The sequence below is a fragment of the Streptomyces sp. NPDC101118 genome (genome assembly GCF_044759445.1).
Lineage (GTDB): Bacteria > Actinomycetota > Actinomycetes > Streptomycetales > Streptomycetaceae > Streptomyces.
This window is the reverse complement of sequence record NZ_JBIVZG010000015.1, coordinates 172812-199508: the sequence shown is the minus strand read 5'-3', so window position 1 is coordinate 199508 and position 26697 is coordinate 172812. Positions and strand designations below refer to the sequence as shown.

22 protein-coding genes and 2 pseudogenes are annotated in these 26697 nt (G+C 73.7%); 9 read left to right on the top strand and 15 right to left on the bottom strand.

Annotated elements, in window-relative coordinates; translation table 11 throughout:
* Positions 1–552 precede the first annotated feature (552 nt).
* Complete coding sequence (locus tag ACIQUQ_RS23980) at positions 553–1437, top strand: AzlC family ABC transporter permease (protein ID WP_403979213.1); 885 nt, start codon at positions 553–555, stop codon at positions 1435–1437.
* Positions 1434–1742: an AzlD domain-containing protein gene (locus ACIQUQ_RS23975; protein WP_399958544.1), complete on the top strand. Its 309-nt coding sequence runs from the start codon at positions 1434–1436 to the stop codon at positions 1740–1742. Before ACIQUQ_RS23980 ends, ACIQUQ_RS23975 begins: the two co-directional genes overlap by 4 nt.
* On the opposite strand, the gene ACIQUQ_RS23970 is transcribed toward ACIQUQ_RS23975, so the two are convergent.
* A complete protein-coding gene (locus ACIQUQ_RS23970; RefSeq protein WP_403979209.1) occupies positions 1711–2664 on the bottom strand; it encodes a hypothetical protein in 954 nt (317 codons plus the stop codon). The genes ACIQUQ_RS23975 and ACIQUQ_RS23970 overlap by 32 nt on opposite strands.
* Before the next feature lie 79 nt (positions 2665–2743).
* On the opposite strand from ACIQUQ_RS23970, the gene ACIQUQ_RS23965 reads away from it, so the two are divergent.
* Positions 2744–2938 (top strand): DUF3046 domain-containing protein, encoded by a 195-nt coding sequence (locus ACIQUQ_RS23965; protein WP_399958538.1) that lies wholly within the window; start codon positions 2744–2746, stop codon positions 2936–2938.
* A gap of 328 nt (positions 2939–3266) precedes the next feature.
* Positions 3267–4421 (top strand): annotated as a pseudogene (locus ACIQUQ_RS23960) (AI-2E family transporter).
* Here the strand turns inward: ACIQUQ_RS23960 and ACIQUQ_RS23955 are convergent.
* Positions 4418–5011, bottom strand: a complete 594-nt coding sequence (locus ACIQUQ_RS23955; RefSeq protein ID WP_403979206.1) for a YdeI family protein — start codon at positions 5009–5011, stop codon at positions 4418–4420. The pseudogene ACIQUQ_RS23960 and the gene ACIQUQ_RS23955 overlap by 4 nt on opposite strands.
* A gap of 5 nt (positions 5012–5016) precedes the next feature.
* On the bottom strand, positions 5017–5427 hold the full coding sequence (locus tag ACIQUQ_RS23950; RefSeq protein WP_403979203.1) for a hypothetical protein: 411 nt from the start codon (positions 5425–5427) through the stop codon (positions 5017–5019).
* Positions 5428–5668: 241 nt separating this feature from the next.
* Between ACIQUQ_RS23950 and recA the strand changes: the two genes are divergently transcribed.
* The 3 genes and pseudogenes from recA to ACIQUQ_RS23935 all read left to right on the top strand — a co-directional run bounded on the left by recA (position 5669) and on the right by ACIQUQ_RS23935 (position 10038).
* Entirely contained in the window at positions 5669–6784 is a 1116-nt protein-coding gene (recA, locus tag ACIQUQ_RS23945) for a recombinase RecA (RefSeq protein WP_399958530.1), read from the top strand.
* A pseudogene (gene recX, locus ACIQUQ_RS23940) lies at positions 6715–7383 on the top strand (recombination regulator RecX); the annotation flags it as partial. The gene recA and the pseudogene recX, both read left to right, overlap by 70 nt.
* Before the next feature lie 108 nt (positions 7384–7491).
* Entirely contained in the window at positions 7492–10038 is a 2547-nt protein-coding gene (locus tag ACIQUQ_RS23935; RefSeq protein WP_403979199.1) for an FtsX-like permease family protein, read from the top strand.
* 100 nt (positions 10039–10138) lie between these two features.
* Here the strand turns inward: ACIQUQ_RS23935 and ACIQUQ_RS23930 are convergent, their stop codons facing one another.
* The 8 genes from ACIQUQ_RS23930 to ACIQUQ_RS23895 form a co-directional block, all read right to left on the bottom strand.
* Complete coding sequence (locus tag ACIQUQ_RS23930) at positions 10139–10624, bottom strand: rhodanese-like domain-containing protein (protein WP_403979247.1); 486 nt, start codon at positions 10622–10624, stop codon at positions 10139–10141.
* Complete coding sequence (locus ACIQUQ_RS23925; protein ID WP_403979196.1) at positions 10615–11157, bottom strand: cysteine dioxygenase; 543 nt, start codon at positions 11155–11157, stop codon at positions 10615–10617. Before ACIQUQ_RS23925 ends, ACIQUQ_RS23930 begins: the two co-directional genes overlap by 10 nt.
* 60 nt (positions 11158–11217) lie before the next feature.
* Entirely contained in the window at positions 11218–11304 is an 87-nt protein-coding gene (locus ACIQUQ_RS23920; RefSeq protein WP_403665578.1) for a putative leader peptide, read from the bottom strand.
* A gap of 251 nt (positions 11305–11555) precedes the next feature.
* Positions 11556–13166 (bottom strand): FAD-dependent monooxygenase, encoded by a 1611-nt coding sequence (locus ACIQUQ_RS23915; RefSeq protein WP_403979194.1) that lies wholly within the window; start codon positions 13164–13166, stop codon positions 11556–11558.
* 152 nt (positions 13167–13318) lie between these two features.
* On the bottom strand, positions 13319–14218 hold the full coding sequence (locus ACIQUQ_RS23910) for an amino acid ABC transporter permease (protein ID WP_403979190.1): 900 nt from the start codon (positions 14216–14218) through the stop codon (positions 13319–13321).
* Positions 14215–14889: an amino acid ABC transporter permease gene (locus ACIQUQ_RS23905; RefSeq protein WP_403979187.1), complete on the bottom strand. Its 675-nt coding sequence runs from the start codon at positions 14887–14889 to the stop codon at positions 14215–14217. The genes ACIQUQ_RS23910 and ACIQUQ_RS23905 overlap by 4 nt, the downstream gene beginning before the upstream one ends.
* Before the next feature lie 80 nt (positions 14890–14969).
* Positions 14970–15803 (bottom strand): glutamate ABC transporter substrate-binding protein, encoded by an 834-nt coding sequence (locus ACIQUQ_RS23900; protein WP_403979184.1) that lies wholly within the window; start codon positions 15801–15803, stop codon positions 14970–14972.
* 81 nt (positions 15804–15884) lie between these two features.
* The gene (locus ACIQUQ_RS23895; RefSeq protein WP_403979181.1) at positions 15885–16670 is read right to left on the bottom strand and encodes an amino acid ABC transporter ATP-binding protein; all 786 of its coding nucleotides are present in this window, start codon (positions 16668–16670) and stop codon (positions 15885–15887) included.
* 281 nt (positions 16671–16951) lie between these two features.
* Here ACIQUQ_RS23895 and ACIQUQ_RS23890 point away from each other — a divergent pair, with 281 nt between their 5' ends.
* A complete protein-coding gene (locus tag ACIQUQ_RS23890) occupies positions 16952–17650 on the top strand; it encodes a response regulator transcription factor (RefSeq protein ID WP_403979178.1) in 699 nt (232 codons plus the stop codon).
* Between the two features lie 13 nt (positions 17651–17663).
* Positions 17664–19073 carry an ATP-binding protein gene (locus ACIQUQ_RS23885; protein ID WP_403979175.1) on the top strand — a complete coding sequence of 470 codons (1410 nt, stop codon included), beginning with the start codon at positions 17664–17666 and terminating at the stop codon, positions 19071–19073.
* Between the two features lie 509 nt (positions 19074–19582).
* Here the strand turns inward: ACIQUQ_RS23885 and ACIQUQ_RS23880 are convergent.
* The 4 genes from ACIQUQ_RS23880 to ACIQUQ_RS23865 form a co-directional block, all read right to left on the bottom strand.
* On the bottom strand, positions 19583–20314 hold the full coding sequence (locus ACIQUQ_RS23880; RefSeq protein ID WP_403979172.1) for an ABC transporter ATP-binding protein: 732 nt from the start codon (positions 20312–20314) through the stop codon (positions 19583–19585).
* The gene (locus tag ACIQUQ_RS23875) at positions 20311–23343 is read right to left on the bottom strand and encodes an ATP-binding cassette domain-containing protein (RefSeq protein ID WP_403979169.1); all 3033 of its coding nucleotides are present in this window, start codon (positions 23341–23343) and stop codon (positions 20311–20313) included. Before ACIQUQ_RS23875 ends, ACIQUQ_RS23880 begins: the two co-directional genes overlap by 4 nt.
* Positions 23344–23353: 10 nt before the next feature.
* The gene (locus ACIQUQ_RS23870; RefSeq protein WP_403979166.1) at positions 23354–24622 is read right to left on the bottom strand and encodes an ABC transporter substrate-binding protein; all 1269 of its coding nucleotides are present in this window, start codon (positions 24620–24622) and stop codon (positions 23354–23356) included.
* A 133-nt stretch (positions 24623–24755) separates the two neighbouring features.
* The gene (locus ACIQUQ_RS23865) at positions 24756–26579 is read right to left on the bottom strand and encodes an AMP-dependent synthetase/ligase (RefSeq protein WP_403979163.1); all 1824 of its coding nucleotides are present in this window, start codon (positions 26577–26579) and stop codon (positions 24756–24758) included.
* Positions 26580–26697 lie beyond the last annotated feature (118 nt).

The window sequence follows — 26697 nt, the reverse complement described above, 5'->3', positions numbered from 1 at the left end:
GACCGCCCACCCCGGTCCGGAAGGCAAAATCCCTCGGCGGACAACCCCCGAAAAACGCCCCGGAGGAACACAAGCCACCCACCACACTCAGAGCCTTTGCCCGGCGTCGGGGGAGGAGCCATCCCACCAGACGGCAGCACGACCTCCGGCCACCAACGCTCCCGCCCACCCCGCCGCCCCACGGGGCGCGCACCACCGTCCGTAGGCCCACTACTTGGCATAGCGGCCTCCGGGCCGTCCGTGCCCGTTCATAAGCCGCCACAGATCGCTACGCGCTTCGACCGCCACGCGACCCACGGCCCGCTGGGGCTGGACAAGAGCCGCCCACGATCGCCGCGCCCTACGCCGTCGCGCGACCCACGGCCCGCTGGGCCGGACACAAGCCGCCCACGATCGCCACGTGCTCCCGCCGTCGCGCGACGCACGGTCCGCTGGGGCTGGAAGCCGGGCCGGGTCTCGGACGCGCGCCCGGACGGAAGCGGTCTCGTCCTGACCCCGCCCCAGTGTCGATTGAGTGCAACTTCGGTCGGGGCCGGGCCGTGTCTTGGGCAGATGGTGGCCGGCGGCTTGGCGGCACCGGGGGGCTGCCCGCCACCCGCCACCAGCAGCCCCGGGGGCGCAAGAACGTACAAGACCCGGGGTCGGGGGCGCCGTAGCGTGCGGTGGGTGGAACAGACAGCAGCAGCACCACCGCACACGGCTTCCGGGGACGGGGGCGGGCGGCCTCGGGGGGCCGTGGTCCGGGACGCGCTCGGCGTCGGGGTGGCCGTGGGCCTCTCCGGGTTCGCCTTCGGCGTCACCGCCGCCGGGGCCGGGCTCACCGTGGCCCAGGCCTGCGCCCTCAGCCTCCTCGTCTTCACCGGCGCCTCGCAGTTCGCGCTCGTCGGCGCACTCGCGGCCGGAGGCAACCCCCTGACGGCCGCCGCCGGCGCCTTCTTCCTCGGCACCCGCAACGCCTTCTACGGCCTGCGCCTGTCCCAGCTGCTCGCGCTGCCCCGCGCCGTCCGGCCCCTCGCCGCCCACTGGGTGATCGACGAGACGGCCGCCGTCTCCCTGGCCCAGGCGGACCGCCGCAACGCGCGCCTCGGGTTCACCGTCACCGGGCTCACCCTGTACCTGCTGTGGAACCTCACCACCCTGCTCGGTGCCCTCGGCGCCGAGGCCATCGGCGACACCAACGCGTGGGGGCTCGACGCCGCCGGGCCGGCGGTCTTCCTGGCGCTGCTCGCCCCCATGCTCCGTACCGCCACCGAGCGGGCCGTGGCAGCCCTCGCGCTCGTGCTGGGCCTCGGCTTCCTGCCGTTCCTGCCCGCCGGCGTGCCCGTGCTGGTCGCGGCCCTCGCCGCCCCCGCCGTGCTGTACGTCAAGGGCAGGGAGGCCGCGCGGCGCGAGCGCCGGGAGCTGGATTCCGTACACGAGAAGGACGAGGACCGATGAACGTCTGGATCGCCATCGCCGCAACCGCCGTCGGGTGCTACCTGCTCAAGCTGGCCGGTCTGCTGGTTCCCGCGGGCGCGCTGGAGCGGCCCGCCGTCCGCCGGCTCTCGGCCCTGCTGCCGGTCGCCCTGCTGGCCGCCCTCACCGCCCAGCAGACCTTCAGCACCGGTCACGCCCTGGTGCTCGACGCCCGCGCCGCAGGTCTGGCCGCCGCCGGGGTCGCGCTGCTGCTGCGGGCGCCCTTCCTGCTGGTCGTGGCCGCAGCCGTGCTCGTCACCGCGGGCGTACGGGCGCTGGGCGGCTGACCGGCCCGGCGCCGATCTGCCGCCCGTGGGCCCGCAGCGTGAGCAGCGCCTCGATCGTCGCGATCGGGCGCCGCTCCAGGCTGCTGCCCGGCGCCCAGGCGCGCCGGCGCACCGGCCAGCCGCCGTCCTCCTGCTGCTCCGCGGCGAGGAAGTCCAGCGATCGGGCCAGCTCCTCGTCCGTGAACCAGCCGCGCGCCAGCGACTCCGGCCGCCGCGCGAGGTCGTGCGGCAAGAGGCGTTCCCCGGGCGCGTACCCCGCCGCCACCGGGTAGCCGTCCCGCTGCCCGGGGTCGAGTACGACCAGCCGCGCCTCCCGCACCAGCCGGCCGAGCCGGTCCGCCGCAGCCTGCGCCCGTGAGCGGTCCGGGGCGCCGTCCAGGAACTCCACCGCGGCCTGGATCTCGTACGGGTGTGAGTGCCGCAGCGTCTCGATGCGGTCCCAGCAGTAGTCGGTGGCGCGGAACAGCCAGGCGTGCCAGACGCGGTTGCGGTGCAGTACGCCGACCACGGGGCCCGTGGTGAGCAGCTCGCTCGGCGGGTCGTCCACGACCGGGTGGTAGGGCGCCCCGGGGTAGTTCCGCGGGCCCGGCCGCAGCACCGGCAGGGCGCCGTCCGCTGTGGAGACCTGCGTCAGGTGGCGGCACAGCCGCTCGATGCGCTGCCCGGCGCAGCGCCCGAGGGCGTCGAGGACGCGCAGCGCGTGGGCGGTGTGCAGGGGCTGGCTGTCGGGGCCGCGGAGGTCGGGGTCGAGGGCGTGGCCGTAGCCGCCGTCGGGGTTGAGGTAGGGGCCGAGGGCTGCGTCCACGGGATCGGCGGCGCCGCCGAGGAAGTGGTAGGCGAACCGCCGCTGTTCCAGGACCCGGGCGGTGAGCCAGACGAACCGCTCGGCACGGGCCAGGGGGGATGCATCGTCACCAGGCATGTCCCCCAACGTAGGGCGGATTCCGGCCCCGGACGGGGACGAACGAACCGGTCCACCCGGGGGGCGGGATACTGGGGGCATGCGGTTGACGATTTTCTGGGAGCGGATGGCCGAACACTTCGGTCCCGCCTATGCCGACTCGTTCGCTCGGGACCACGTGATGGCCGAGCTGGGCGGCCGTACCGTCCACCAGGCCCTCGACGCGGGCTGGGAGACCAAGGACGTGTGGCGCGCGGTGTGTTCGGCCATGGACGTACCGGGCGACAAGCGCTGACGTACCGGGTGACAAGCGCCGAGGGCCGGACGGGCGACGCATACGGGACACTTGCCGGGTGGCAGCCACCCATGAGACCGACCAGCCCGAGCACCCCCGGGGCGCCTCCGTGCCCCCGGGCTCCGTCCCGTCGCCCTCGCGCGAACCGGAGCCGTCGGCCCGTTCCGTGCCGTCCCCGGCGGCCGCGCCGCCCGGCGGCTCCGGCCAGGAGGGGGAGGGGCCGGGCGGGCACGAGGGTGCGCGGGCCGGTGGCGGCGGAGCGGCGCACGGCGCGGGCGCGGAGCCGCCGGCCGGGCCCGGTACCGCCTTCCGTCAGCCACCTGCGCGGATGCCGCGCTGGCTGCCGCGCGCGGTGGTCCTCGTACTCGCCCTGTACGCCTGCTTCCAGCTCGGCAGCTGGGCCTTCCACCAGCTGATCGGGCTGCTGCTGAACATCCTGATCGCCTTCTTCCTCGCCCTGGCCGTCGAGCCCGCGGTGAGCCGGATGGCGGCCCGCGGGATGCGCCGCGGGGTGGCGACCTTCCTGGTCTTCCTCGGTGTGCTGGTCTTCGCGCTGGGCTTCATGGCCCTGCTCGGCTCGATGCTCGCCGGGCAGATCGTCGACATGGTGGAGAGGTTCCCGCAGTACCTGGACTCGCTGATCGACTCGATCAACCAGACCTTCCACACCGACCTGTCGCGGCTCGCGATCCAGGACAGCCTGCTGCACTCGGACTCGCTCCAGAAGTACGTGCAGAACAGCGCGTCCGGCGTGCTCGACGTGTCCGCGACCGTGCTGGGCGGGCTGTTCAAGCTGCTGACCATCGCCCTGTTCGCGTTCTACTTCGCCGCCGACGGCCCCCGGCTGCGGCGCGCGCTGTGCTCCGTGCTGCCCCCGGCGCGGCAGGCCGAGGTGCTGCGGGCCTGGGAGATCGCCGTCGCGAAGACCGGCGGCTACCTCTACTCGCGCGGGCTGATGGCCCTGGTGTCCGGGGTCGCGCACTACATCGTGCTGTTCGTGCTCGGGGTGCCGTACGCGCCCGCGCTCGCGGTGTGGGTCGGGCTGGTCTCCCAGTTCATCCCGACCATCGGCACCTATCTGGCGGGCGCGCTGCCGATGCTGATCGCCTTCACGGTCAACCCCTGGTACGCGGTGTACGTGCTGGGCTTCGTGGTGGTCTACCAGCAGTTCGAGAACTACATGCTGCAGCCGAAGCTGACCTCGAAGACCGTCGACATCCATCCGGCGGTGGCCTTCGGCTCGGTGATCGCGGGGACGGCGCTGCTGGGGGCGGTCGGCGCGCTGATCGCGATCCCGGCGGTGGCGACGCTGCAGGCGTTCCTGGGGGCGTACGTGAAGCGGTACGAGGTGACGGCGGACCCGCGGGTCTGAGGCGGCCGGCTCCAGGCCAGGCCCGGCCCTGCCCCGGCCCGGCCCAGGCCCGTCCCCGGCCCAGGCCCGTCCCCGCCCCGGACCCGGCGGGGGCCGGGACCGGGGTGCTAGGGCCGGCCGTCCGGCCCGGCGGCGGCCTCCGCGAGGGTGCGCAGGACCCGGTCGAGCCGGGAGCTGCGGGACCGCGGGGTGAGGGCCTGGAGCAGGGGCAGGACCAGCTGGTAGCGGGCGGTCCTGTCGAGCGCCTCGAAGGCGGCCCGGGCGGTGGGGTCCGCGTCGAGCGCGGCCGTCAGCTCCGGCGGCACCTCCGCCGCCGTCTGCGGGGCGTACGCCGCGTCCCACCGGCCGTCCTCCCGGGCCCTGCGGACCTCGGTGAGCCCGGGCTCGCGCATCCGCCCGGCGGCGGTGAGCCGCTCGACCTTCTCCACGTTCACCCGCGACCAGAGGCTGCGGGGCCTGCGCGGCACGTACTTCTGCAGGTAGTGGCGGTCGTCCAGCGAGCGGCGCTGCCCCGAGATCCAGCCGAAGCAGAGGCCGATGTCCACCAGCTCGTCGGAGGTCACCGACGGGATGCCCGAGCCCTTCTTGGCCATCCTGATCCACACGCCCTCGGCGCGCGTGTGGTGCCCGGCCGCCAGCCAGGTCTCGAAGGCCGTGCCGTCCGCGAAGGCGATGATCTCCACACCGTCCAGCTGCTCCATGCCGGTCAGCCTAGGCCGGAGGACCCGGCTCCGTCCGGGTCCGCGGGCAGCCGGTGGTCCCGCAGCGGTGCGTGGTCGATCACCTCGACGTAGACGATCCGGCCCTGCACCACGTCCAGGTTCAGCATCCCCTGCTCGGCGAGGAGGGGCAGGCAGCGGTGGCCGGGGCCGTACGGGCCGTCGGGGCCCGGGGCGGTGCGGAAGCTCTGGCAGAAGTCGTCCGTGCACGGGCAGCGCTCGTACAGCCGGACGTCCCGGACGCAGACGGCCAGGTCCCGCTCGCCCTCCGCCTCCAGCAGGGCGACCAGCTCGGCGACGAGGTCCGGGTGGACCTCGCGCACGAGCGGAGGCCCGGCTTCCGCGGCTTCAGTGGGTTCTCCGGCTTCCCCGTCCGCCACGTGCTCGCGCTCGCTCATGGCCGCACCGTAGCCTCCGTCGCGCCCGCCCCGGGCGGCGGGGGCGGGGCGGCGGGCCGGGTGGGCGTGGCGCGCTTGACACGGAATTCGAACATCCATTCTGATGGAGAACCTGGCCGTGTGATTGCAGGGGTTTTCTCCGGTTATCCACAGCCGGAAGGGGCGTGGAGGCGCATTGTCAGTGGCAGGCGTTAGCGTCTTTGACGTGAAGCGATCGACTCAAGCAACCCGGGTGGAACCCATGGCAGGCACCGACCGCGAGAAGGCGCTCGACGCCGCGCTCGCGCAGATTGAACGACAATTCGGCAAGGGCGCCGTGATGCGCCTCGGCGACCGGCCGAACGACCCCATCGAGGTCATCCCCACCGGGTCGACCGCTCTGGACGTCGCGCTCGGCGTCGGCGGCCTGCCGCGCGGCCGTGTCGTCGAGATCTACGGACCGGAGTCCTCCGGCAAGACCACGCTGACCCTGCACGCGGTGGCCAACGCGCAGCGGGCCGGCGGCACGGTCGCGTTCGTGGACGCCGAGCACGCCCTCGACCCCGAGTACGCCAAGGCGCTCGGCGTCGACACGGACAACCTCATCCTGTCCCAGCCCGACACCGGTGAGCAGGCCCTGGAGATCGTGGACATGCTGGTCCGCTCCGGCGCCCTCGACCTCATCGTGATCGACTCCGTGGCAGCCCTCGTGCCGCGTGCGGAGATCGAGGGCGAGATGGGCGACTCCCACGTGGGTCTCCAGGCCCGACTGATGAGCCAGGCGCTCCGGAAGATCACCAGCGCGCTGAACCAGTCCAAGACCACCGCGATCTTCATCAACCAGCTCCGCGAGAAGATCGGCGTCATGTTCGGCTCGCCGGAGACCACGACCGGTGGCCGCGCGCTGAAGTTCTACGCCTCCGTGCGCATCGACATCCGCCGCATCGAGACCCTCAAGGACGGCACCGAGGCGGTCGGCAACCGCACCCGCTGCAAGGTCGTCAAGAACAAGGTCGCCCCGCCGTTCAAGCAGGCCGAGTTCGACATCCTCTACGGCCAGGGCATCAGCCGCGAGGGCGGCCTGATCGATATGGGCGTGGAGCACGGCTTCGTCCGCAAGGCCGGCGCCTGGTACACGTACGAGGGCGACCAGCTCGGCCAGGGCAAGGAGAACGCCCGCAACTTCCTGAAGGACAACCCCGACCTCGCCAACGAGATCGAGAAGAAGATCAAGGAGAAGCTTGGCGTGGGCGTCCGCAAGACGGCCGACGCCGAGCCCGGACCCGACGCGGCCACCGTCTCCACCGACGACGCCAAGTCCGTGCCCGCGCCCGCGAGCAAGGCCAAGGCGACCAAGGCCACCACGGCCAAGAGCTGACCGTGATGGTCCCAGCACCCGAGGACGGCAGCGGTCCCGGCCCGTCGAGGGCCGGGCAGGGGCCGCCGCCCGGCGGGACGGACGAGGCTCCGGAGCGACAGAGCCCCGAGGAGCAGGCCCGGGCGATCTGCCTGCGGCTGCTCACCGGAAGTCCGCGCACCCGCCGCCAGCTCGGGGACGCCCTGCGCAAGCGGGGCATCCCCGAGGAGGTCTCGGAGGAGGTCCTCTCCCGCTTCGAAGAGGTGGGCCTCATCGACGACGCCGCGTTCGCGGGCGCCTGGGTGGAGTCCCGGCACCACAGCCGGGGTCTCGCCCGCCGGGCGCTCGCCCGCGAGCTCCGCACCAAGGGCGTCGAATCCACCCTGATCGACGAGGCGATGGAGCGCCTCGATTCGGACCAGGAGGAGGAGACCGCCCGCGAACTCGTCGCGCGCAAGCTCCGTTCCACCCGCGGACTCGAGCGCGACAAGCGGATCCGGCGCCTCGCCGGCATGCTCGCCCGCAAGGGCTACCCCGAGGGCATGGCCCTGCGGGTGGTCCGCCGCGCCCTCGAGGAAGAGGGCGAGGACACCGAGGACCTGGGGTACGGCTTCGGCTGACCGCCGGTGGCGGCGCCTCCCCCCGGAAGGGGGGTGGGGCTAGCCCCCCGACGGGACGCCGGGGCACTCCAGTGCCCCGGGGCACCCCCGGCCAGCAGGCTTGGCCGCATGATGCTGCGTTTCGCCCTCCAGACCGTCAGGGACCGCAAAGCAGGGTTCCTCGGCGCCTTCGTCGCCTTCCTCTGCGCGGCGGCCCTGATCACCGCGTGCGGCTCCCTGCTGGAGACCGGACTACGCGGCACGATCGCCACCGAGCGCTACGCCGGCGCCCCGGTGGTCGTCTCCGCCGACCAGAACGTCCACCGGACCACGGTCAAGGACAAGGGCGACGGCGAGAAGAAGTACAAGCACAAGGCCAAGCCCGTCCCGGAGCGGGCCTGGCTCCCCGCCGGGACCCTCGACCGGGTCCGCGCCGTCCCCGGCGTCGCGCGGGCCGTCCCCGAACTCACCTTCCAGGCCGTCCCGCTGACGAAGGCCCCGGGCGGCCTCCCCTCGTACGGGCACTCCTGGGAATCCGCCGCCCTGACCCCCTTCACCCTGGCCGCGGGCCGCGCCCCCCGCACCGCCACCGAGGTCGTCGTCGACCGCGCCCTGGCCCGCAGTGCCGGCCTGCGCCCCGGCTCCCCGCTCACCGTCCAGGCCACCGCCTCCCCCCGCACGTACACCGTGACCGGCATCGCCACCGCCGCCGACGGGGACCTCCGGCACCAGACCTCCCTCTTCTTCAGCAGCGCCGAGGCCCGCCGCCTCGCCGCCCGCCCCGACGGCCGCTACACCGCCATCGGCGTGCTGCCCGCCCCCGGAACCGGCCCCGCGACGCTCGACGCCGCCGTCACCCGTGCCCTCCACGGCACCACCGCCCAGGTCACCAGCGGGGCCGACCGCGGGCCCGTCGAGTTCCTCGACGCGGCCGGGGCCCGCATCAAGCTCGTCTCCATCGGCGGCTCGATGATCGGCACCTCGCTGCTGGTCGCGATCCTCGTGGCCGTCGGCACCTTCGCCCTCGCCGTCCAGCAGCGCCACCGCGAACTCGCCCTGCTCCGCGCCATCGCCGCCACCCCCCGGCAGCTCCGCCGGCTGCTCGGCGCGGAGGCCCTGATCGTCGGTCTGGCCGGCGGCGCGCTCGGCGCCCTCGTGGGCCTGCCCCTCGCCGCGTACCTGCACGGCCGGTTCGTCGACGCCGGTGTCGTGCCCGCAGCCCTGGAGCGCTCCGCGGGCATCCTCCCCATGCTCGCGGCCGTCGCCGTCACCCTCGTCGGAGCCCGGGCCGCCGCCCGCATCACCGCCCGCCGCATCGCCCGGATCCGCCCCGCCGAGGCGCTGGCCGAGGCCGCCGTCGAGCGCTCCCGCCCGGCCTGGGCCCGGATCGCCGCCGGACTCGTGCTGGCCGCCGCCGGCGTCGTACTGATCGCCCTGCTCAGCGCGCTGCGCACCGAGCCCGCCTCGACCCCGGTCACCTTCCTCGCCATCGTGGTCCTCGCCGGCGCGGTCTCGCTGCTCGGCCCGCTCCTGGTGAAGGGGGCCACCGCCCTGCTCGCCGGCCCGCTCCGCCTGGCCGGCCCCAACGGCCGCCTCGCCACCGCCAACCTGCGCGGCAACGCCACCCGGATGGCCTCCGCCGTCGCCCCCCTCGCCCTGCTGGTCGGCATGACGTGCACCGTGCTCTTCAGCCAGCCCACCCTCGGCAACGCGGCCCGGGCCCAGGCCCGCGAGGGCATCCGCGCGGACTGGATCCTGGCCGCGCAGGGCCCGGGCGTACCGGGGGAAGCCGCGGCGAAGCTCCGCAGGACCCCGGGCGTCACCGCCGCGACCGAGGTCGTCACCACCCAGGTACGGGTCGGGCTGACCAAGTACGCGGCCCAGGGCGTCACCCCGGCCGGACTCACCCGCACCTGGGACCCCCAGGTCACCCGGGGCACGCTCGACGGTTTCGGCCCGCGCAGCGCGGCGGTCAGCGAACTCGCCGCCGAGGCGCTGGACCTGCGCCCCGGCAGCACCCTCACCCTCCATCTCGGGGACGGCACTCCGGCCGCCGTCACCGTGACCGCCGTCTACGCCCGTGGCCTCGGCTTCGGGGACCTCACCCTCGCCCACGACCTGGTCGCGGCCCACGTGGACAACCCCCTCGCCCGCGCGGTGTACGTCGCCACCGCCCCCGGCACCCCCCGCGACCGCCTCACCGCCGCCGTCGCCCGCTTCCCCGGCACAGCGCTCCTCGCCCCCTCCGCGGCCGACGCGGCCCGGGCCGAGCGCCAGCAGGCGAACGCCGAGGTGAACCTCATCGCGATGGGCCTGGTGCTGGCCTTCACCGCCGTCTCCGTGGTCAACACCCTCGCGATGTCCACCGCGGAGCGGGTCCGGGAGTTCGCGCTGCTCCGGCTGACCGGTGCCACCCGCCGCCAGGTGCTGCGGATGCTGCGGCTGGAGGCCCTCGCCGTCCTGCTGATGGGCGTGGTCCTGGGCAGCGGCACCTCCCTCGCCGTCCTGACCGCCTTCAGCGTCGGGATGACCGGGAGCGCGGCACCCGCCGTGCTGCCGCTGGTGTACGCGGTCGTCCTGGGCGCGGCCGGGCTGCTGGCCCTGGCGGCCACGGCGGTGCCGGGACGCTTCGCGCTGGCGGTGCGGCCGGTCGAGGCCGCGGGGGCGAGGCAGTAGCGGCGGAGTTCGGCCGGGCGGGGCGTTCCTCCTGCGGGAGGGCGCCCCGCCCGGCGTTCCGGTGCCGTGCCGTCAGGCGGGGTGCCGGCCGGTCCTGGCCTCAGTCCTGGCCCTGGTCCTGGCCTTGGTCGTGCCCCTGCCCCTGACCCTGACCCTGACCCAGGTCGTGGCCCCGTTCGACCGGGAGTCCGGCCGACCGCCACGCCTGGAAGCCGCCGATCAGGTCGGTGGCGCGGGGGAGGCCGATGCGCTGGAGCTCGGCTGCCGCGAGGCTGGACGCGTACCCCTCGTTGCAGATCACGATCACGGTCAGCCCGTGGTCCGTGGCCTCGGGCAGCCGGTGGCTTCCGTCCGGGTCGAGGCGCCACTCCAGTTCGTTGCGCTCGACCACCAGGGCTCCGGGGATCAGCCCGTCGCGTTCGCGCAGCGCCTGGTAGCGGATGTCCACCAGCAGCGCGCCCTCGGCGGCGGCCGCGCGGGCCGCGTGGGCGTCCAGCCGGTCCAGTCCCTCGCGCACCCGCTCCAGGTAGGCGTCGATGCCCCGGGGTTCCCCGCCCCCGGGGCGGCCCGCGGCGCTCACTGCCAGTCCGCCGGGCGCTCGACCTGCTCCAGGCGCAGCACGGCGCCGGAGCGCGAGTAGCGCCGGATCAGGGGCAGCGGCGGGTAGTACGCGTGGACCGAGACGGCGTGCTCGGTCTCCGAGTCGTTGAGCACCTCGTGGACGTGGTGCTCCAGGAACGCCCGGCCGGTGCCCTCGGCCAGGCTCCGGCTGCGGTCGACGTCCTCGGCGAGCTCCAGGCTCTGCCAGCCCTCCGAGGGCAGCCGCACCGCGAGGGAGTGCTCCGTGAGCCGTCCGGAGGCGGTGGCGAAGGCCCCGCGCGACTCGGCGTGGTCGTGCCAGCCGGTGCCGGTGCCGGGCGGCCAGCCGATCAGCCAGGCCTCGCTGCCGCCGGGCCCTTCCAGCCGCACCCAGGTGCGGCCCTCCGGGTCGAGGGGGAGCTGGGCGACGAGCTCGGGGTCGGCGGCGGTGCGCAGGGCGAAGTCGAGGAGTTCGGCGGCGGTGGGGCCGTCCTGGACCTGGGTACGGGTGTGCGCGGGCGCGGAGAGGGAGGGTGACACGGGGCATCCGTCCTGGGAGTTCGCGGGGAGCGCGCGTCCTGGCGCGCGGAGGAAGGCGAATCAGCAGGAGGGTCGACACACGCAGCCCGCGTAGCGGAGGAGGTCCATGTGAACCCTCCGCCACAGGCGTGCATCGGTGCCGGTCATGTCCCGGAGTACACCACGGGGCTCAGCGGACGGTCAATCGATCACCGCGACACGTACCACGATACGGATGCCCAGCGCCCGGCATCCGGGCGCGCCCGCCCGTCCCCGGAGCCCGCCGCCCCCTTCCGACCAGGGCCGGAGGGGCTGCGCGGGCTCCCGGCACGCGGGCGGGCCGGCGCGCGCGGCCCCGTACCGCTGCGTTCAAGTGCGGCGGCCGGCCGCACCCGCCGCTCCGCCCGGCAGGGTTCCGGTCAGCTCGCCGCGTCGGCCGCCGTGGGGACCGGGTCCTCGGACGCCGACCGGTCGGTGGAGCCGCCGCGGACGGCCTCGGCCGCCTCGTACAGCTCCGCCGGGCGCACGCCGGAGAACGCCCCCACCAGGTGCCCGTCCGGCCGGACCAGCAGCACGGTGTGCGCCGCCGCGCCCGGGTACGACTCGGCCACCAGCAGCTCCGCCCGCGTCGGCAGCGCGCTCACGGCGGCGGCCAGCCGGGGCATCAGACCGGCCTTCAGCCAGTGCCGCCGGTCCCACACGCCGGTGCCCGGAGCCACGAGCACCACGAGCAGCCGCCCGCGTCCCAGCCGGTCGCGCAGCGGCACGGTCGTCCCGTCCGGCGCGGTCACCCGTACGTCCGTCACCGGCGCGCCCGGCTCGGTGGCGGTCTGCACGGCGCCCTCGGTGGGCGCCGGGGCCAGCGGCGAACGCCCGTACCCCGGCGCGGAGCCCAGCGGCCCGCGGCCCAGGTGGGCGTCGGACAGCAGCGTGGCGTGGGCCCGGGCCGCGCCCGGCAGCAGCACCCGCAGCCCGCCGGAGGAGCGCAGCACCGGCATCGCCTGGTCGGCGGCCCGCAGCCGGGCGGCCACGGCCGTGCGGCGCTCGCTCTGGTAGCTGTCCAGCAGGGTCTCGGAGGCCCCTTGGTGCCAGGCCAGCGCCAGCTTCCAGGCGAGGTTCTCCGCGTCGCGCAGCCCCTCCTCGACGCCCTGCGTGCCGAGGGCGCCCAGCAGGTGCGCCGCGTCCCCCGCGAGGAAGGCGCGGCCGTCCCGCCAGCGCCGGGCCAGCCGGTGGTGCAGCGTGTGCACTCCCGTGTCGAGGAGCTCGTACGGCGGTGTCGTCCCGCCGCACCACTCGGCGAGCGTGTCGCGGATCCTGCCCACCAGCACGTCCGGGGTGACGAGGTCGCCGCGCGGCGGGAGCAGCCAGTCGAGCCGCCACACCCCGTCGGGCAGCGGGCGGGCGGTGACCTCCTCCGGGGGCGACCGGTGCAGCAGCGCCTCGTCGGGCCAGGGGAGTTCGGTGCGCAGCGCGGCCACCGCGTGCCGCTCCACGGCGGTACGGCCGGGGAAGCGCACGCCCAGCAGCTTGCGGACCGTGGACCGGGCGCCGTCGCAGCCCACCAGGTAACTCCCGCGCCACCACGTGGTTTCCGCCCCGCGGGTGTGGGCGGTGACGCCGTGCGGGTCCTGCTCCACGGTGTCCAGCCGGCTGTCCGCGACCACCTGGACCAGGGGGTGCGCGTGCGCGGCGTCGCGCAGCCCGCGGGCGAGGGCGTGCTGCGGCACGTGCAGGGGAGCGGGCGTCCCGGACTCGGCGTCCCGGGGCGCGAACTCGATGCGTACGGGCTCCTGCCGGCGCCGCACGGTGCGCCAGGCGGTCCACCGGGCGGCCTCGTCGCGCAGCGTCGTACAGCCCAGCCGGCGGACCATGGCGGCGGTGTCGGCGTGCAGGACGACGGTACGGGCGGGACGCGGCTCGTCCTTGCCGGGGCCCTCGTCCAGGAGGACCGAGGGAACGCCCTGGCCCGCGAGAGCCAGCGCGAGCGAGAGCCCCACGGGCCCCGCTCCGACAACGATCACCGGGTCCACGCGTGCTCCCCGGCCGTCCGATTTGTGATCACAGAACGTATGCAACCCACTGCGCGTGCTTGCGTCAAGTGACGTAGGTATGCGGAGAGAGGTGTGGTGAGGCGGAACGTTCCGCCACACCACACCTCTCTCCGCGGGTGGGTGATCCGGGGTCAGATCTTCTCGTCGTTGCCGCCGGCGTGCGGGGCCGCGAGCTCCTCGACCTCCTCGGCGGTGAGGGTGGTCCCGGTGCTCCGCTTGGAGCGGCGCAGCCACTTCTCCAGCCAGGAGGCGAAGGCCGTGAGCGCGAAGTTCACCGCGATGTAGATGGCCGCGATCACGACCAGGGTGGCGATGGTGTTCGAGCCGTAGTTGGCCGGGATGGTGCGGTAGGCGGACATCAGGTCCTCGACGCCGAGGATGGCGCCGCCGAGCGCGGTGTCCTTGAGGATCACGACCAGCTGGCTGACCAGGGCGGGCAGCATGGCGGTGACGGCCTGCGGCAGCAGGATGTACTGCATGATCTGGCTCTTGCGCATGCCCAGCGCCTTGGCGGCGTCGGACTGGCCGTGCGGCAGCGAGAGGATGCCCGCCTTGACGATCTCCGCGATGACGGAGGCGTTGTACAGCACGAGGCCGGTGACCACGGCGTACAGCGGCCGGATCTCGGAGCCGATGGCGGTGTACTCGACGTACAGCTGGCTGGCGAACAGCATCAGCATCAGCACCGGGATGGCGCGGAAGAACTCGACCCAGGCGCCCACGGGCACGCGGATCCAGCGGTGCTCGGAGAGCCGCCCGATGCCGAGCAGGGCGCCCAGCGGGATGGCGATGACGATCGCCAGGATCCCCGCCTTGAGGGTCTCGCCGAGGCCGGGGAGGAGGAAGGTCGTCCAGACGTCGCCGTCCTCGACGAACGGCGTCCACTTGGCGGCCTCCATCTCGCCCTTGTCGGCCATCGTGGCGATCACGTACGCCAGGGCGCCGCAGAAGACGATGCCGAAGGCGATGGTGTAGAGGACGTTGCGCCGCCTGGCCCTGGGGCCCGGGGTGTCGTACAGCACGGAGCTCATCGCTTCACCGCCATCCGCTTGGCCACCCAGCCGAGGAACAGACCGGTCGGGAGGGTCAGCACGATGAACCCGAAGGCGAAGACCGCGAAGACGGCCAGGATCGCGTCGGATTCGTTCTCGAGCATGGTCTTCATCAGCGTGGCCGCCTCGGCGACGCCGATCGCGGCCGCCACCGTGGTGTTCTTGGTGAGCGCGATCAGGACGTTGGCGAGGGGCGTGATGACCGCGCGGAAGGCCTGCGGCAGCACGATCAGCCGGATGACCTGGGTGAAGCTCAGGCCCAGCGCGCGGGCGGCCTCGGCCTGGCCGGGCGGCACGGTGTTGATGCCGGAGCGCAGCGCCTCGCACACGAAGGTGCCCGTGTACGCGATGAAGCCCAGGATCGCGAGGCGGAAGCCCTTCTGCTCGAAGGTGTCACCGCCCAGCGTGACGCCGAGGGTGTCGCCCAGGCCGAGCGAGCAGCCGATGATGATCAGCGTCAGCGGGGTGTTGCGGACCAGATTGACGTACGCGGTGCCGAAGGACCGCATCAGCGGGACGGGGCTGACCCGCATGGCGGCCAGCATGGTTCCCCAGATCAGGGAGCCCGCCGCCGACCAGAGGGTGAGCTGCACCGTCACCCAGAAGGCGCCGAGCAGGTCGTACTGCGGATTGTCTAGAAAATCGAACACGTCGTTGCCCTGCGCTCTCCTCAGGATGGCTGGTGGGGCACGCCGCCGGTGGCAGGCCGGCGGCGGGCCCCGTCAGTGGCTCAGCTGCCCTCGGTGACCTGCGGGGCCGGCTCGTTCTTGTAGTTCGCCGGGCCGAAGTTGGCCGTCACGAACTTCTGCCAGGAGCCGTCCGCGACCATGTCCTTGAGCGCCTGGTTGATCTTGGTCTGGAGCTCCTTGTCGCCCTTCTTCAGACCGATGCCGTAGTTCTCGTCGCTCAGGGTCAGGCCCAGGAGCTTGAACTTGCCGGCGTGGTCCGGCTGCGCGGCGTAGCCGGCGAGGATGGAGTTGTCCGTGGTGAGCGCGTCGACGGACTTGTTCTCCAGGCCGGTGATGCACTCCGAGTAGCCGCCGACCTGCTTGAGGTCGGCCTCGGGGGCCAGCTTCTCCTTGACGTTCTGCGCGGAGGTCGAGCCGGTGACCGAGCAGAGCTTCTTCTTGTTGAGGTCCTCGGCCTTGGTGATCGAGTTGTCGTCGGCGCGGACCAGCAGGTCCTGGTGGGCCAGGAAGTACGGGCCCGCGAAGTCGACCTTGGCCTTGCGCTTGTCGTTGATCGAGTAGCTCGCGACGACGAACTTCACGTCGCCGTTCTGGATCATCGTCTCGCGCTGGGCGCTGGGCGCCTGCTTGAACTCGATGTTCTTCTCGTCGTAGCCGAGCTTCTTCGCGACGTACTTGGCCACGTCCACGTCGAAGCCGGTGAACTTGCCGTCCGCGGTCTTCAGGCCGATGCCGGGCTGGTCGAACTTGATGCCGACGACGACCTTGTCGCCGGAGCCGCCGTCGCCCTTGTCGCTGTCGCCGCCGCAGGCGGTCGCGGTCAGGGCGAGGGCTACGACGGCCGCGGCAGCGGCGCCGACCTTGGAAACCTTCATGGTGAACTTCCCTCGGATGAGACGTGGTTGACGTTGACGAATACTGCTGACCGGATCAGTACCAGACCAGACCGGGACCGGTCAGTGGTGCAGGATCTTCGACAGGAAGTCCTTGGCACGATCGCTGCGCGGGTTGTTGAAGAACTGGTCGGGCGTCGCCTCTTCGACGATCTTCCCGTCGGCCATGAAGACCACCCGGTTGGCCGCGGAGCGGGCGAAGCCCATCTCGTGCGTGACGACGACCATCGTCATGCCCTCCTGGGCGAGCTGCTGCATGACCTCCAGCACCTCGTTGATCATCTCCGGGTCGAGCGCCGACGTGGGCTCGTCGAACAGCATGACCTTCGGGTCCATCGCGAGGGCCCGGGCGATCGCGACGCGCTGCTGCTGGCCGCCGGACAGCTGGGCGGGGTACTTCTCCGCCTGCGTGCCGACGCCCACGCGGTCGAGCAGGGCGCGGGCCTTGCGCTCGGCCTCCGCCTTCCCCGTCTTGCGGACCTTGATCTGGCCCAGCATCACGTTCTCGAGCACCGTCTTGTGCGCGAAGAGGTTGAACGACTGGAAGACCATGCCCACGTCGGACCGGAGGCGCGCGAGCTCGCGGCCCTCCGACGGCAGGTCCTTGCCGTCGATGGTGATGGTGCCGGAGTCGATGGTCTCCAGGCGGTTGATCGTCCGGCACAGCGTCGACTTGCCGGAACCGGACGGGCCGATCACGACGACGACCTCACCGCGGGCGATGCTCAGGTTGATGTCCTGGAGCACGTGCAGCGCGCCGAAGTGCTTGTTGACGTTGCTCAGTACGACCAGGTCCTCGCCGGCCGGGGCCGTGTCCTCGGGGCCCTTGGTCACTGATACTCCGCTCATCGGGCTCTTGCTCCGTCCTCCTCGGTTGCAAGGACATTAATGAGCCGGTGAGCGCAGCGTCATCACATCTGAGCGGAAATTGAGCATAACGATAAGGCTTCACCCGGACACAGTGCGTGAAGGGCGTCGTTGTACTCGTACCGGGTGCATAACGGAAGGCGCGCCGGGCCGGAACCCTCTTGACGTGGGCGTCTCCATGGGCGTGGATGCATGGTGGCCACGTGCGCGACCCTGACCATTCACCTGCGCGCGACCGGCCCGCGATCCGGAAAGGGGGACCCATGAGACTGCTGCTCGTCGAGGACGACGACCACGTCGCCGCGGCCCTGTCCGCGATCCTGGCCCGGCACGGCTTCCAGGTCACGCACGCCCGGAACGGTGAGGAGGCCCTCCAGGCGCTGCTGCCCGCCGGGGCGCCGCCGTTCGGCGTAGTGCTCCTCGACCTCGGGCTGCCCGACCAGGACGGCTACGAGGTGTGCGGCAAGATCCGCAAGCGCACCTCCATCCCGGTGATCATGGTCACCGCGCGGTCCGACGTACGCTCCCGCATCCACGGCCTGAACCTCGGTGCGGACGACTACGTCGTCAAGCCCTACGACACCGGCGAGCTCCTCGCCCGCATCCACGCCGTCGCGCGGCGCCGCGCGGGTGCCTCCGGGGAGGCGGCCTCCGGCGGGAACGTGGTCCGGCTGGGCCAGGTCGCCGTCGAGCTGGAGACCCGCCGCGTCACCGTGGCCGGTGCCGACGTACCCCTGACCCGCAAGGAGTTCGACCTGCTGGCGCTGCTCGCCCAGCGGCCCGGCGTGGTGTTCCGCCGCGAGCAGATCATCAGCGAGGTCTGGCGCACCAGCTGGGAGGGGACCGGCCGCACGCTGGAGGTGCACGTCGCCTCCCTGCGGTCCAAGCTCGGCATGCCGGCGCTGATCGAGACCGTCCGCGGCGTCGGGTACCGCCTGGTCGCCCCGGCGGCCGCCCCCTGACCGGCCGTACCCCATGCGCACCCGGCTCCTTCCCCTGCTCGTCGTCCTCATGGCGGGCATCCTCATCGCGCTCGGCTTCCCCCTCGGGGCCAGCCTCGCCGCCGCCCGGCAGCAGCGGGTGGTCGTCGACCGGATCGACGACACGGTGCGCTTCGCCGCGCTCGCGCAGTTCGTCAGCGACTCGGCCGACTCCGGCTCCGAGGGCGCCGACGAGCGCCGCGAGACGCTCCAGATGGAACTCGCCCGCTACTACGACCTCTACGACATCCGGGTCGGCGTCTTCTACCGGGACGACAACGCCATGGCCCGCGCCCCCGGCTGGTGGGCCCTGCCCGAGACGGGTGAGGGGCGGCGCGCCTTCGAGGAGGCGCTGGCCGGCCGGCGCAGCCACGACCCGGCCCAGGTCTGGCCCTGGCAGCACAACGGCCGGCTGGTCGTCGCCTCCCCGGTCGTCCTCGACGGGGACGTCGTCGCCGTGGTCGTCACCGACTCGCCCACCGGCCAGATGCGCTCCCGGATCCTGGCGGGCTGGCTGGTGATCGGCGCCGGCCTCGCCGCCGCCATGCTGGTGGCCTTCGGTGCCGCCCTCCGGCTGACCAGCTGGGTGCTCAGGCCCGTACGGATCCTCGACGCCGCCACCCACGACATCGCCACCGGCCGCCTCAACTCCCGGGTGGCCGCCTCCGGCGGACCGCCCGAACTGCGGCGGCTCGCCCGGTCCTTCAACGAGATGGCCGACAACGTCGAGGAAGTGCTGGAACAGCAGCGCGCGTTCGTGGCCGACGCCTCCCACCAGCTGCGCAACCCGCTGGCAGCGCTGCTGCTGCGCATCGAGCTGCTCGCCCTCGAACTGCCCGAGGGCAACGAGGAGATCGCCTCCGTGCGCACCGAGGGCAAGCGGCTCGCGCAGGTGCTGGACGACCTGCTGGACCTGGCCCTGGCCGAGCACGCCTCGGCCGAGATCTCCGTCGTCGACATCGGCGAGCTGGCCGCCGAGCGGGTGGCCGCCTGGCGGCCGCTGGCCGAGGAGAAGGGCGTACGCCTGACCGAGGTCGGCCGCGGTGCCGTGACCGCCTGGGCCGACCCCATCGCGCTGTCCAGCGCGCTCGACGCGGTCATCGACAACGCCCTCAAGTTCACGCCCGCCGGTGAGGAGGTCACGGTCTCGGTGGCCGCCGAGGGGCGCGCGGCGACCGTGGTGGTGGCCGACCGCGGGCCGGGCCTCACGGAGGAGGAGCTGGTGCGGGTGGGCGACCGCTTCTGGCGCAGCGGCCGGCACCAGAACATCAAGGGGTCCGGCCTGGGCCTCGCCATCTCCCGGGCGCTGCTCGCCGCGGGAGGCGGCTCCCTGGCCTACGAGACGAACCCGCCGCATGGGCTGCGGGTGACGGTGTCGGTGCCGCGGACGCGGCCTGGGGTTTGAGGGGGGCTGGGGTTTGATGGGGCTTGGGGTTTGAGGGGGGCTGGGGTTTGAGGCGGCCGGGGGGCTGAGGGGACCTGCGGTTTGAGGGGGACCCGGCGCCGGTGCCCGTGCGTTCCGCCGGCCCGCCGGAGCTTCGGTGGTGGGTCGTGTGGTGTGTGGGTCCCCTCGGTGCTTGACGCGTCGTGGCCTGCAGGCCCTGCGGCAGGCCCACCCCTGGGGCTTTGGGGCTTCGCCCTGGCCTTCGGCCACCCCAGGCCCGGGCCTGCCTCCGGTCCAGCCTGCCACGACGCCTCAAGCACCTCCCCCACACACCACACGACCGGCCGGGCCCTGCCAAGGGGGAGTGGCCCGGGGGCGGGGTGCGGGCCATGGAGGTATCGGGTGCTGGTATCGCTCCGTCGGGTGGGTGGAGGCTTCGGCCTGGCCTTCGGCCACCTCAGGCGCGGGCCTGGCTCCGGACCGGCCTGGCACGACGCCTCAAGCACTTTCCCCCGGCGGTAGGTGCCCCCTCACCTCCCCAGATACGCCTCCCGCACCGCCGCGTCATCCCGCACTTGCGCCGGTGTGCCCTCCGCCAGCACCGTCCCCAGGTCCAGCACCACCACCCGGGCGCACAGCTCCATCACGAAGGCCACGTTGTGCTCGACCAGCAGCACCGCGCACCCCTCCCGCGCCGCCAGGTCCCGCACCACGGAGGCCAGTTGCGCCCGCTCCGGTGCCGACATGCCGGAGGCCGGCTCGTCGAGCAGCAGCACCCGCGGCGGGTCCGCCACCGCACGGGCCAGCTCCGCCATCCGGGCCCGCCCCACGGGCAGCGCCCCGGCGTACGTGTCCCCGAGCGCCCCGATCCCGCAGCCGTCCAGCACCGCCGCGGCCCGCTCCCGGCGCTCCCGGGCCAGGGCCCGGCCCCGGCCGCCGCGCCACTCCTGGGCGACCATCAGGTTGTCGGTGACGCTCAGCTGCCCGAACAGCTGCTGCCGCTGGAACGTGCGGCGCATCCCGTGCCGGGCCCGCCACACCGGGGAGCGGCGGGTGATGTCGGCGCCGGCCAGCCGTACCGAGCCCGCGTCGGGCCGGCGTATCCCGGACAGCACGTCGAACAGGGTGGTCTTGCCCGCGCCGTTCGGTCCGATCAGCCCGCACACCTCCCCGGCGCGCAGGCCCAGCGAGACCCCGTCGAGGGCGCGCACCCCGCCGAAGCGGACCCCCACGGCCTCTGCGGTCAGCACGTACCCGGTCATCCGCGCACCCCCAGGTAGGCCTCGGTGAGCCGGTCCGCCTCGACCTCGGCGCGCGGCCCGCACCAGGCCACCCGGCCGTCGGCCAGGTACGCGACGGTGTCGGCGATGCCGAGGATCTCGGCCGCCTTCTCCTCGACCAGTAGCAGGGCCGTGCCCGCCGCCCGCAACTCGCCGAGCAGGGCGTACACGTCGTCGACCACGCGGGGCGCCAGGCCCAGCGACGGCTCGTCGGCGACCAGCACCCGGGGCGGGCGCTGGAGCAGCGGTGCGAGGGCCAGCAGCTGCTGCTCGCCGCCCGAGAGGGAGCCCGCGGGAGTGCGGCGCCGCTCGCGCAGGCGCGGGAACCGGCCGTACACCGCGTCCCGTTCGGCGGGGTCCGCCAGCCGCAGGGCAAGGTTCTCCTCGACCGTGAGGGCGGGGAACACCCCGCGCCCCTCCGGTGCCAGCAGCACCCCGTCGCGGGCGCGGCGCACCGGCCCGTGCGAGGTGACCTCGTGCCCGGCGGCGTGCACGGAGCCGGCGGTGACGCGCAGCAGACCGGCGGCGACGCGGCAGGCGGTGCTCTTCCCGGCCCCGTTGGGACCCAGCACGGCGACGATCTCCCCGGGCCGCACCGCGAGGTCCACCCCGCGCAACACCTCACCGCCGTCGTACCCGGCCCGCACCCCCCGCAACTCCAGCGCGGCCACGGAGCTGTCCCCGGCGCCCGCCGCCCCGGCTTTCCGGGCGTCTGCTGCCGCAGCTTTCCCAGTGCCCGCGAGCCCGGCTTTCCGGGCGTCTGGTGCCCCGGCTTTCCCGGTGCCTGCTGCCCCGGCTTTCCGGGCGCTCGCCGCCCCCGCTTCCCCGGCGCTCGCGTCCGGGCCTGCGCCACCCGAGCCCGGGCCCGCGACGCGCACCCCCTCTGGGGCGCGGAACGGCGCGGCGCCAGCCGCCGCCGCGCCCGTGACGGGGGCCCGGGGGCTCGCCCCCGGTTTCGGGGAGGGGCGGGTAGGGGAGACCTCCGCCTCGGCGCCCGCCCCCTCGGCCCGCACCTGCCCCGGCACCGCAGCGCCGGGCACGGGAACCGGCACGGCAGCGCCCGGCACGGGAGCCGGAGCCGAAGCTCCCGGCACGGGACCCGCACCCCTGCGCCGGGCCAAGCGCAGCGGAACGGCCGCGCAGTATCCGTCCGGGTCATTGGCCAGTGCCAGCCCCGCCAGGCCGAAGAGGATCACCGGCAGGTGCGCGGACGAGGTCACCCACTGCTCCAACACGTGCGGGGCCAGGGCGAACACCAGGCCGGCCACCACCGCGTACTGCGGCCGCCGCACCCCCGCGGCCACCACGACGGCCAGCCAGACCAGCCCCGTCATGGCGGTGAAGTCGGTGGCGGTGATACGGGTGTTGTACGAGGCGTACAGCACGCCCCCGAACCCGGCGAGCCCCGCGGACACCGTGAACAGCAGCAGCTTCGTCCGCAGCACCGACACCCCCGAGGCCATCGCGGCCGCGGGCGCCGACCGGACCGCCAGCATCGCCCGCCCCCACGGCGAACTCCGCAGTGCGGTCAGCCCCCATGCCACCAGCACCACCAGCACCAGCATCGCGACGCCGAACGCGCGGTCGTCCGCCAGGTCCACCGGCCCGGCCACGGGACGCGGCACCGACCAGCCGGCGTCCCCGTTCCGCAGCCAGCGCAGCTGGAACAGCACCTGGTCGGCCAGGAAGGCCAGCGCCAGGGTGGCCAGCGCCAGCGACCGCCCGCCCAGCCGCAGCGCGGGCAGGGCCACCAGCGCCCCCAGCGCCGCGGCCACGCAGGTCCCCACCAGCGCGGCGGCCACGAACGGCCACCCGTGGCTCATCAGCAGCCCCGCGACCAGCGCCGCCCCCGTGACGAACGTGGCCTGCGCGAGGGACACCATCGCCCCCAGGCCGGTCACCACCGTGAACGACATGAACACCAGCGCCAGCGCCAGCCCCTGCGCCAGCAGCCCGCTCCAGAACGGTGTGGTGACCGTGTACAGGGCGACGGCCACCAGCACCGCGGCCCCCGTCCAGGGTCCCCAGCGCCGCGCCCAGGGGGCGCCCGCCAGGTGGTCCGGCGGCGGCGCGTCGGCGGCGGCCGCGGTGCCGGCGGTCCGCTGCCGCCGGGTCAGCACCAGCAGTCCGGCGAAGAGGATCAGGAACGGCACCGCGGTGCGGAACCCGGTGATCCCCTCGGCGAACGACGCGTACCCGGCGACCAGGTTCTGCAGCACCCCCAGCCCGAGCCCGCCCGCGAAGGCCACCGGCACCGAGGCGAACCGCCCCAGCACCGCGGCCGTCGCCGAGACGAACAGGAACAGCGTGTAGTCGTGGGCCGACAGCCCCAGCAGCGGGGTCGCCAGCACCCCGGCCAGTCCCGCGAGCCCCGACGCCAGCATCCACGCGACCGAGGAGAGCCGGTCGGCGCTGATCCCGCGCAGCTCGGTGAGGGTGCGGTTGTCCACGGCCGCCCGCAGCAGGAGCCCCAGCCGGGTGTGCCGCAGCAGCACCCACAGGCCCACCGCGACCAGCGCGGTCACCACCCAGGTGATCAGCTGGTCGGAGTCCACCCCGACCCCGTCCATCAACTGCCAGGACTCCGCGGGGCTGGGCCCCACGCCCGGCAGCCCGAACTGGTTCTCGGCGGGCACCACGTCCGCCCCCGCCTCCGCCAGCAGCTCCACCGCCCACAGTCCGGCGGCCGGCAGCGCCACCAGCAGGCCGATGGTGGCCACCAGCTGCGCGGTCTCGCCCACCCGCGCGAGCTTGCGGAACATCAGCCGGTCCAGCGCCCACCCGAGCCCCGGGGCCAGCACGCCCACCACCAGCAGGGCGGCGGGGACCGCCGGCCAGCCCAGGCCCGAGTGCAGCTCGTGGAAGACCAGCGCGCACAGGTAGGCGGTGGCGCCGTGCGCGAAGTTGAACAGCCCGGACGCGGAGTACGACAGCACCAGGCCGGTGGCCAGCAGGGCGTACAGCGCGCCCGAGACCAGACCGCTCAGGACGAAGCCCAGCAGATCCCCCATGGCGGCGGGCCTACGAGAAGGGGATCGGCGGGTGGCACGTGAAGGGGACGGACACGTGGTACTTGCCGTCCTTCAGCTGTACGAGCGCCCCGCACCCGAAGCTCTCCTTCTGGCCCTTGGGCTCGGCCCGGTCGCCCACCAGCGTCCCGGTGTCGGAGAAGCCCTTGGCGGCGGCCTGGAAGGACTCCGGTGTCAGGTCCTTGCCGGCCTTCTTCGCGATGGCCAGGAAGAGGTCGGCACTCATGTAGCCGGTGAGCATGTGCATGCTAAGCGGCACGTCCTTGCCGCCGGCCGCCTTCCTGATGTCGGCCTTGAACTGCGCCATGTTCGCGTCGTCGGCCTCGAACGGCTGGAACTGCAGCAGCACGTGCACGCCGTCCAGCGCCATCCGGGTCGCGTCCTTGGCGAGCAGGCCCGGGTCGTAGTCCGTGGGGTCGGTGAGCACCCCGCGGTAGCCGCTGCGCTTGAGGGCGGTGAACAGGCCGATGTTGTTGGGCGTCTGCATCACGGAGACCACCGCGTCCGGCGCCTTGCCGTCGTTGCTGCGCAGGATCTCCTTGGTGTACGCCGACCAGTCCGTAGGCACGGAGGCGGCGGGCACCGACGGCTTGGCGTACGCGACCTTGAAGCCGGCGGCCGCGAAGCCGCGGCCGAAGGTGCGGATGCCGAACTTCCCGGCGTCGCTGTCGTTGGCGATGATCGCCACGGACTTGCCGGCGCCGCCGCCGAGGACCTGCTTGATGCCCTCCGGCCAGGTCTGGTTGAGGGTGCCGCCGGGCATGGGGACGAGACAGCCGTTGAAGCCGTAGATGTAGGAGGGGCCGCAGAAGGCGGGGGTGGTGCCCCAGCCGAAGACCGGGACCTTCGACTGCTGGAGGAAGTCCGCGCCGGAGAAGGTGACCGAGCTCATCGGGGCGACCGCGAAGACCTTGTCCTGCTGCACGAGCTTGCGCGCGGCGGCGGTGTTCTTGCCGGGGTCCTGGCCGTCGTCCTCGGCGCCCAGGTAGTCGATCCTGCGGCCGTTGACGCCGCCCTCCTCGTTGGCGCGCAGGTAGCGGGCGCGCGCGCCGAGGTCGGTGTCCTTCTTGCTGTAGCCGCTCGCGGTGGTCATCGAGACGATGCCGCCCACGGTGATGGCGTCCGCGGTGACCCCGCGGACGGCGCCGGGCTTCTTCCCGTCGTCCCCGGAGGGTGCGTTGGAGGCGGAGTTGCAGGCGGACACGGAAGCGAGCGCGAGGGCCGCCGCGGCCACGGCGAGGGTGCGGATCGGTCGCAACATGAATGAGGTCCCTCCGTCGGAATCCCCGCATTCTGTGTGCGACCTGATGAACCGTCAATAAATGCGCGAGCATGAATTGACGATCCATCAGATTGTGATGCGGGTCGGACGGAGAGCCCCGGGCGACGCCCCCTCACTCCTGGTAGAGCGCGGCCACCTCGGACGCGTACGCCTTCTCGATCGCCCGCCGCTTTAGCTTCAGCGAGGGCGTCAGCAGCCCGCCCTCCTCCGTGAACGGCTCGGCCAGCACCCGGAACGTCCGGATCCCCTCCGCCCGCGAGACCAGCGTGTTCGCCGCCACCACCGCCCGCCGCACCTCGGCTGTCAGTGCCTCGTCCCGCACCAGCTCCGCCGGCCCCATCGCCTGCCGGCCCCGCATCGCCAGCCAGTGCGCGACCCCCTCCGGGTCGAGGGTGAGCAGCGCGGCGACGTACGGGCGGTCGTTGCCCAGCACGATGCACTGCGACACCAGGGGGTGGGAACGCACCCGCTCCTCCAGTGCCGCGGGGGAGACGGACTTGCCGTTGGAGGTCACCAGGATCTCCTTCTTCCGCCCGGTGATCGTCAGGTACCCGTCGTCGTCCAGCCGCCCCAGGTCGCCCGTCGCCAGCCAGCCGTCCCGCAGCACCGCGTCCGTCGACCGGGCGTCGTTGAGGTAGCCCGCGAACACGTGCCGCCCGTACAGCCACACCTCCCCGTCCTGCGCGATGTGCACGGCGGTGCCCGGGATCGGGGGCCCCACCGTGCCGTACTTGGTCCCGCCCGGCGGGTTCGCGGTCGCCGCCGCGCAGGACTCCGTCAGCCCGTACCCCTCGAAGACCGTCACCCCCGCCCCCTCGAAGAACAGGCCCAGCCGCCGGGACATCGCGGAACCGCCCGACATCGCGTGCCGCACCCGGCCGCCCATCGCCTCGCGTACCTTCCCGTACACCAGCTTCTCGAACAGCTGGTGCTGCACGCGCAGCGAGGCCGACGGGCCCGGTCCGGTGCCGAACGTGCGCAGCTCCCTGGCCTCCGCGTAGCGCACCGCCGTCTCCACGGCCCGGTCGAACGGCCCCAGCCGGCCCTCGGTCTCCGCCTTGCGCCGGGCGGCGGCGAAGACCCGCTCGAAGACGTTGGGCACCGCGAGGATGAACGTCGGCCGGAACGCCGCCAGGTCCGGCAGCAGCTGCTCGGCCGCCAGCACCGGCTGGTGCCCCAGCTTCACCCGGGCCCGGACCGCGGCCACCTCCACCATCCGCCCGAAGACGTGGGCCAGCGGCAGGAAGAGGAGCGTGGACGGCTCGTCCTCCGGCTTCGAGCGGAACACCGGCTCCCAGCGGGCGACCATCGTGTCCGCCTCGTACATGAAGTTGGCGTGTGTCAGCACACAGCCCTTCGGCCGGCCGGTCGTGCCCGAGGTGTAGATCACCGTGGCCACCGAATCGGGGGTCACCGCCCGCCGGTGCCGGTGCACCACGTCCTCGGAGACCGCCGCCCCGGCCGCGTACAGCTCCTCCAGCGCGCCCGCGTCCAGCTGCCACAGCCGCGCCAGCATCGGCAGCCGGTCCACCACCGAGCCGACGGTCATGGCCTGGTCCTCGTGCTCGACCACGCAGGCGCTCACCCCGGCGTCGAACAGCATCCAGTACACCTGCTCCGCGGACGAGGTCGGATACACCGGCACCGGCTGCGCGCCGACCGCCCACAGCGCGAAGTCGAACAGCGTCCACTCGTACCGGGTCCGCGACATGATCGCGACGCGGTCGCCGAACCGTACGCCCTGCGCCAGCAGCCCCTTCGCCAGCGCCAGCACCTCGTCCCGGAAGGCGGCGGAGGTGACGTCCCGCCACTCGCCGTCCGCCTTGCGGCCGAGGACCACCCGGCCGGGGTCGTCGAGGGCGTGCTCGAACACGGCATCGGCCAGCCCGCCGACGGGTGGTGCCGTGACCACCGGCGGGACGCTGAACTCGCGCAAGGGACCACACTCCTTTCCGCACAGCGCCGGTGACGGTACCCCACCCGAAGCCCGGGCGGGACCCTGCTGGAAGATCCCCCGGGCGAACCCATCACCACTGGTCAGCGCCCCGCCCCCA

Coding starts and splice junctions, on each gene's coding strand:
- ACIQUQ_RS23980 (WP_403979213.1), top strand. CDS start 553: ATGGTGGCCGGCGGCTTGGCGGCACCGGGGGGCTGCCCGCCACCCGCC.
- ACIQUQ_RS23975 (WP_399958544.1), top strand. CDS start 1,434: ATGAACGTCTGGATCGCCATCGCCGCAACCGCCGTCGGGTGCTACCTG.
- ACIQUQ_RS23970 (WP_403979209.1), bottom strand. CDS start 2,664: ATGCCTGGTGACGATGCATCCCCCCTGGCCCGTGCCGAGCGGTTCGTC.
- ACIQUQ_RS23965 (WP_399958538.1), top strand. CDS start 2,744: ATGCGGTTGACGATTTTCTGGGAGCGGATGGCCGAACACTTCGGTCCC.
- ACIQUQ_RS23955 (WP_403979206.1), bottom strand. CDS start 5,011: ATGGAGCAGCTGGACGGTGTGGAGATCATCGCCTTCGCGGACGGCACG.
- ACIQUQ_RS23950 (WP_403979203.1), bottom strand. CDS start 5,427: ATGAGCGAGCGCGAGCACGTGGCGGACGGGGAAGCCGGAGAACCCACT.
- recA (WP_399958530.1), top strand. CDS start 5,669: ATGGCAGGCACCGACCGCGAGAAGGCGCTCGACGCCGCGCTCGCGCAG.
- ACIQUQ_RS23935 (WP_403979199.1), top strand. CDS start 7,492: ATGATGCTGCGTTTCGCCCTCCAGACCGTCAGGGACCGCAAAGCAGGG.
- ACIQUQ_RS23920 (WP_403665578.1), bottom strand. CDS start 11,304: ATGACCGGCACCGATGCACGCCTGTGGCGGAGGGTTCACATGGACCTC.
- ACIQUQ_RS23910 (WP_403979190.1), bottom strand. CDS start 14,218: ATGAGCTCCGTGCTGTACGACACCCCGGGCCCCAGGGCCAGGCGGCGC.
- ACIQUQ_RS23900 (WP_403979184.1), bottom strand. CDS start 15,803: ATGAAGGTTTCCAAGGTCGGCGCCGCTGCCGCGGCCGTCGTAGCCCTC.
- ACIQUQ_RS23895 (WP_403979181.1), bottom strand. CDS start 16,670: ATGAGCGGAGTATCAGTGACCAAGGGCCCCGAGGACACGGCCCCGGCC.
- ACIQUQ_RS23890 (WP_403979178.1), top strand. CDS start 16,952: ATGAGACTGCTGCTCGTCGAGGACGACGACCACGTCGCCGCGGCCCTG.
- ACIQUQ_RS23885 (WP_403979175.1), top strand. CDS start 17,664: ATGCGCACCCGGCTCCTTCCCCTGCTCGTCGTCCTCATGGCGGGCATC.
- ACIQUQ_RS23880 (WP_403979172.1), bottom strand. CDS start 20,314: ATGACCGGGTACGTGCTGACCGCAGAGGCCGTGGGGGTCCGCTTCGGC.
- ACIQUQ_RS23875 (WP_403979169.1), bottom strand. CDS start 23,343: ATGGGGGATCTGCTGGGCTTCGTCCTGAGCGGTCTGGTCTCGGGCGCG.
- ACIQUQ_RS23870 (WP_403979166.1), bottom strand. CDS start 24,622: ATGTTGCGACCGATCCGCACCCTCGCCGTGGCCGCGGCGGCCCTCGCG.